Source organism: Salinicola sp. (assembly GCF_982684285.1).
Genome location: NZ_CEXLVS010000234.1, coordinates 1 through 6481 on the forward strand (window position 1 = coordinate 1; position 6481 = coordinate 6481).

The 6481-nt window shown below is 65.0% G+C and carries 3 protein-coding genes and 1 pseudogene; all 4 read left to right on the top strand.

The window, feature by feature from the left end:
* A pseudogene (locus AC3AYF_RS16830) lies at positions 1-383 on the top strand (type IV pilus secretin PilQ); the annotation flags it as partial.
* Entirely contained in the window at positions 383-943 is a 561-nt protein-coding gene (gene aroK / locus AC3AYF_RS16835) for a shikimate kinase AroK (protein WP_295038548.1), read from the top strand. The pseudogene AC3AYF_RS16830 and the gene aroK, both read left to right, overlap by 1 nt.
* Before the next feature lie 5 nt (positions 944-948).
* Positions 949-2061, top strand: coding sequence for a 3-dehydroquinate synthase (gene aroB / locus AC3AYF_RS16840; protein WP_295038549.1), 1113 nt, complete (start codon positions 949-951; stop codon positions 2059-2061).
* Between the two features lie 625 nt (positions 2062-2686).
* Positions 2687-6481, top strand: a 3795-nt coding sequence (gene gltB, locus AC3AYF_RS16845; RefSeq protein WP_487780050.1) for a glutamate synthase large subunit, incomplete at its 3' end; no start/stop codon positions are given.

The window sequence follows — 6481 nt, forward strand, 5'->3', positions numbered from 1 at the left end:
CCTCCTCCAGCGGTGCGACGACCACCGAGTTCAAGGAGGCGGTGCTGTCGCTGGAGGTGACGCCGCAGATCACGCCCGACGATCGCATCATCATGGATCTGCGCATCAACAACGACGATATTTCCGATACGCGATTCGATGGCGCGCCGGCGATCGATACCAACGAGATTCAGACCCAGGTACTGGTCGACAACGGCGAAACCGTGGTGCTGGGCGGGATTCTGACCTCCGAGCAGTTGCGGACGCTGTTCAAGACCCCGTTCCTGGGAGACATCCCGGTGCTGGGCAATCTCTTCCGCTATACCCAGGAAAGCAACGAGAAGGTAGAATTGCTGGTATTCATTACGCCCAAGATCATCGAGGACGGACTGGCCATTCGCTGATGCGGTCGCTTCCCAATCTTTTTCTCATCGGTCCCATGGGGGCCGGCAAGAGCACAATCGGCCGCCTTCTGGCGGCCGAATTGCAGCGCGAATTCCTGGATAGCGACCATCAGATAGAGGGTCGGTGCGGGGCGAACATCCCGTGGATTTTCGATGTCGAGGGCGAGCAGGGGTTCCGCGATCGAGAGACGGCCATGCTCGACGAGCTGACCCAGCGCAGTGAAGTCGTGATGGCGACGGGGGGCGGCGCGGTCATGCGCGAGGTCAACCGGCAACTGCTGCGGGAGCGGGGCACGGTGATCTACCTGGCCACCACCGTCGAGCAGCAGATTCGACGCACCTCGCGGGATCGCAATCGGCCGCTGCTTCAGAATGCCAATCCGGAGCAGGTGCTGAGGGAGCTGTTCGCGATTCGCGATCCGCTCTATCGCGCCACGGCGGACATCGTCGTGCGCACCGATCGCCGCGGTCCCAGAAGCGTGGTCGGTGATATCCTGCGGCGTGTCTCCCGTCTCGCCGAGCCGCTCGCTGCCTCGCCGCCACTCTCCCACCAGAGGTAAATGTCATGACGTCAGTCTCTTCGCTTTCGGTGGAATCGCTGAGCGTGTCGCTGGGCGAGCGCAGTTATCCGATCCACGTCGGCGCGGGCGTTCTGGCGAGCCGGGAACATCTGCTGCCGTACCTGGCGGGGCGCCAGGTGATGATCGTGACTAACGAGGTGATCGCCCCGCATTATCTCGCGGCGCTCAAGCAGACGCTGGCCGGTGCCGACCTCGAGATCCGGGAAGTCATCCTGCCCGATGGCGAGGCGACCAAGACGCTGGCGTCGGTGGAGCGTATCTGGGATGCGCTGCTGGCCGCCGGCTTCAATCGTCGCTGCACGCTGATCGCGCTGGGCGGAGGCGTCATCGGCGACATGGCGGGATACGCGGCCGCCAGCTATCAGCGCGGTGTCGCGTTCATCCAGATACCCACCACCCTGCTGGCCCAGGTCGACTCCTCCGTGGGCGGCAAGACGGGCGTCAATCACCCTCGTGGCAAGAACATGATCGGCGCGTTCTGGCAGCCCCGGGCGGTGATCGTCGATACCGACACCTTGCGAACGCTGCCGGCCCGGGAGTTGTCCGCGGGGCTGGCGGAGGTGATCAAGTACGGCTTGATCTGGGACCTCTCCTTCCTCGAGTGGCTGGAGGGGAACCTGGCGGCACTCCGGGCGCTCGACGAGGCCGCCATTCGCCACGCCATTCGCCGCAGCTGCGAGATCAAGGCGGAAGTCGTCGCCGAGGACGAGACCGAGCAGGGCGTGCGTGCGCTGCTCAACCTGGGCCACACCTTCGGTCACGCCATCGAGGCGCATCAGGGCTACGGCAACTGGCTGCACGGCGAAGCGGTGGGCGCCGGCATGATGATGGCGACCCGGCTATCCTTCGATCGCGGCTGGTTGAGCGAGGCCGATGTCGAGCGCGTCGCGGCGATTCTGAGCGCCGCGGATCTCCCGGTCACGGCACCGGCCAACATGCAGGCCGAGGATTTCCTCTCTCGCATGCGCCTCGACAAGAAGAATCTCGACAGTCGGCTGCGCCTGATCCTGCTCGAGGCGCTGGGGGGCGCCTGCATCCGGGACGATACCGAGGCCGAGCTGCTCCACCGGCTGCTGGAACGCTTCCCCCGAGGCTGACGCGCCACGGCGCCGGCAGGCGCCTCTCCTTCCCGGTTTTACCCGGCCTTGTTTCCGCCGCCATTCCGGCGGCGTTCCTTTGTTCGCCCGTTCGCATGGGCCGCCCCGGTGGCAGCCCCGTTTCGATAGCGCTCCCGTCACGGCGTTCGGCATGGGTGGCCGTTCGCGGGTCTCGCCTGGCGACAATCGGCGTGCCGACGGCTGTTCTTTCCGGGCGTTGTCGATATAATTGGTATGCTCCATGCCGTATCGGTATGGGCTTCGCGCCTGGATCTCACGACGATTCGGGCCACGACACGCAAGGGTTTAGACTTTGGTCTATGTTGAGGCCTAAGCCTTTGTGCTAACAGTGTATTTTTGTTGAATGTTTCGCTAAGTCTTCGATTTTAAATGCATTTGCAGCGAGAAAGCCGGCTCCGGAATTGCGCTGGGGAAGCTGACTGGCTATTCTGTCCGGCCTTTTTGCGACCCGCCGACACCCCACGTTGTCGGCGCTTCGAGACGAAAATCGGGCCTATTGCACCGCTGGTAATCCAGTCGGAAAAACAAGAAAAATTTCTATCATCTCTTTTTACCGGACCGAATACAATACCCTGTATTCAGAACAGCTTTGTGAGGCACGCCCATGATGAGAGGTCTTCACCAGCCTGGCGAATTCCGCGACAACTGCGGTTTCGGCCTGATTGCTCATATGGAGGGGCAGGCCAGTCACGATCTGCTCAAGACGGCGATCGAATCCCTGACCTGCATGACCCACCGTGGCGGCATCGCGGCGGATGGCAAGACCGGCGACGGTTGTGGCCTGCTGCTGAAAATGCCGATGGGCTTCATGCGCGAGCTGGCCGAGGATCATCTGGGCGTCACCCTGGGCGAGCGCTTCGCCGTCGGCATGGTGTTCTTCCCCGATGACGATGCCCGCGAGCGAAGTGCGCGCGAGACGCTGGAAGGCGAACTCGCCGAGCGTGGCCTGAGCGTCAAGGGGTGGCGTGACGTGCCCACGGACCCCAGCGTCTGCGGGCCGATGGCGCTCGAGTGCCTGCCGCGCATTCGTCAGGTCTTCGTCGAGGGGGACGTTTCCCAGACCGATGCGGCGTTCAACGTCGAACTGTTCATGGCACGCCGTCTGGCCGAACAGAAGCTGCGCCAGGAAGAAGAGTTCTACGTCTGCTCGCTGTCGTCCAAGGTGGTCTCCTACAAGGGGCTGATGATGCCCGCGGACCTCCCCACCTTCTACCAGGACCTGGGCGACGAGCGTCTCGAGACCGCGGTCTGCGTCTTTCACCAGCGTTTTTCGACCAATACCGCACCACGCTGGCCGCTGGCGCAGCCGTTCCGCTTCATGGCGCACAACGGCGAGATCAACACCATCGAGGCCAACCGCGGCTGGGCCAACGCGCGCAAGGCCAACTTCGTCAGCGAACTGCTGCCGGATATCGAAGGCCTCGACGAGATCGTCAACACCACCGGCTCCGACTCGTCGAGCATGGACAACATGCTGGAAGTGCTGCTCACCGGTGGCATGGACCTCTACAACGCCGTTCGCATGATGGTGCCGCCGGCGTGGCAGAACGTCGAGACCATGGATGGTGACCTGCGCGCCTTCTATGAATACAACTCCATGCACATGGAAGCGTGGGATGGCCCCGCCGGCATCGTGATGACCGACGGTCGCCACGCCGTCTGCATGCTCGACCGCAACGGCCTGCGTCCGGCGCGCTGGGTGATCACCGATAACGGCTATATCACCCTCTCCTCCGAGATCGGGGTGTGGAACTACTCCCCCGAATCGGTGGTGGCCAAGGGCCGCGTCGGGCCGGGACAGATCCTCGCCGTCGACACCCAGACCGGCGAAGTGCTGCACACCGACGATATCGATCAGCGGCTCAAGTCCGCCTATCCCTATCGTCGCTGGCTCAAGGAGCACGCCCACTATCTCGAGTCCGCGCTGACCGAGCTGGCGCGATTCCAGCCGATGGAAACCGAAGAGCTCAACGTCTACCAGAAGATGTTCTCGGTGACCTTCGAGGAGCGCGATCAGCTGCTGCGCCCGCTGGCCGAGAGCGGCCAGGAAGCGGTGGGTTCGATGGGGGACGACACGCCGATGGCGGTGCTGTCGCGTCAGAACCGGCTGCTCACCGACTTCTTCCGCCAGAAATTCGCCCAGGTCACCAACCCGCCCATCGACCCGCTGCGGGAAGCGATCGTGATGTCGCTGGAGACCTGCTGCGGGGCCGAGCTGAACGTGTTCGAGGCGACGCCGGAGCACGCCCACCGCCTGATCCTGACCACCCCGGTGCTGTCGCCGCGCAAGTTCACCGCGCTGGTGACCCAGGAGGATCCGGCGTTCGCCTCGGTGCGGCTGCCGTTGCACTACGATCCGGAGACCACCTCGCTGCGCCAGGCGCTGGTGGCGCTGTGCCAGCAGGCCGAGCAGGCGACCCGCGACGGCAAGGTGATCCTGGTGCTGTCGGATGCCGAGCTGGAGAGGGGCAAGCAGCCGATCCAGGCGCTGCTGGCCACCGGCGCGGTTCACCATCATCTCGCCAGGCTGGCGCTGCGCCCCCGTGTCAACATCGTGGTCGAGACCGGCTACGCCCGTGACGCCCACCAGATGGCGGTGTTCTTCGGCGTCGGCGCCACCGCGGTCTATCCCTATCTCGCCTATCAGGTGATGGCGGACATGCACCGCACCGGGGAGCTGGTCGGCAACCCGGCGGACGCCCGCGAGAACTACCGCAAGGGCATGCAGAAGGGGCTTTACAAGATCCTGTCGAAGATGGGGATCTCGCAGATCTCCTCCTACCGTGGCTCGCAGCTGTTCGAGGCTGTCGGCCTGGGGTCCGAGGTCATGCAGATGTGCTTCGACGGGATGATGTCGCGCATCGAGGGCACCGGCTTCAGCGAGCTGCAGATGCAGCAGGAGCTGGCGGCGCGCGATGCCTGGATTCCCCGCAAGGGCATCCGCCAGGGCGGGCTGGTCAAGTTCGTCCACGGTCACGAGTATCACGCCTACAATCCCGACGTGGTGATGCTGCTGCAGCAGGCGGTCCAGCAGGGCGACTACGCCAAGTGGAAGGCGTTTGCGCGGCTGGTCAATGAGCGTCCGGTGGCGACGATCCGCGACCTGCTGAAGCTCAAGCCGGCCCCCGAGCCGTTGCCGCTGGACGAGATCGAGCCGGTCGAGAGCCTGCTGCTGCGCTTCGACAGCGCCGGGATGTCGCTGGGCGCGCTGTCGCCCGAGGCGCACGAAGCGCTGGCCCAGGCTATGAACGAGACCGGCGGGCGCTCCAACTCCGGTGAGGGCGGCGAGGATCCGGCCCGTTACGGCACCATCCGCTCCTCCAAGATCAAGCAGATCGCTTCCGGGCGCTTCGGGGTGACCCCGGCCTATCTGGTCAACGCCGAGGTGCTGCAGATCAAGGTCGCCCAGGGTGCCAAGCCCGGCGAGGGCGGCCAGCTGCCGGGCGGCAAGGTCAACGAGATGATCGCGCGGCTGCGCTATGCGGTCCCCGGCGTGACGCTGATCTCGCCGCCGCCGCACCACGACATCTATTCGATCGAGGACCTGGCCCAGCTGATCTTCGATCTCAAGCAGGTCAACCCGAGCGCCCAGGTATCGGTGAAGCTGGTCTCCGAGCCGGGCATCGGCACCATCGCCACCGGCGTGGCCAAGGCCTACGCCGATCTGATCACGGTCTCCGGCTACGACGGCGGCACCGCGGCGAGCCCGATCACCTCGATCCGCCACGCCGGCAGTCCGTGGGAGCTGGGGCTGCCGGAAGTCCACCAGGCGCTGCGCATCAACGGCCTGCGCGACAAGATCCGGCTGCAGACCGACGGCGGGCTCAAGACCGGCCCCGACGTGGTCAAGGCGGCGATCCTCGGCGCCGAGAGCTTCGGCTTCGGCACCGCGCCGATGGTGGCGCTGGGCTGCAAGTATCTGAAGATCTGCCACCTCAACAACTGCGCCACCGGCGTCGCCACCCAACACCAGGAGCTGCGCGACGAGCACTTCCGCGGCACGGTGGACATGGTCAAGCACTACTTCCGCTTCATCGCCGAGGAGGTGCGCGAGCTGATGGCGCTGCTGGGCGTGCGCCAGTTGACCGACCTGATCGGGCGCACCGATCTGCTCGAGATGCTGGAGGGCGAGACGGCGGCGCAGCGCAAGCTCGACCTGACGCCGCTGCTGGCCAACGACTTCGTGCCCACAGAGGCGCCGCAGTTCTGCCAGGTCAGCCGCAACGTGCCCCACGATCCCGGTGCCAAGAACCAGGAGGTGTTCGAGGCGCTGCTGCCGGCGATCGAGTCGAAGTCCGGCGGCGAGTTCGAGTTCAAGATCACCAACTGTGATCGTTCGGTAGCGGCACGGGTCTCCGGCGAGATCGCCAAGCGCTACGGCGAAGCGGGCCTCGAGGAG

Bases quoted from the DNA above. Each gene is read 5' to 3' on its own strand.
- aroB (WP_295038549.1), top strand. From the start codon at position 949: ATGACGTCAGTCTCTTCGCTTTCGGTGGAATCGCTGAGCGTGTCGCTG.
- aroK (WP_295038548.1), top strand. From the start codon at position 383: ATGCGGTCGCTTCCCAATCTTTTTCTCATCGGTCCCATGGGGGCCGGC.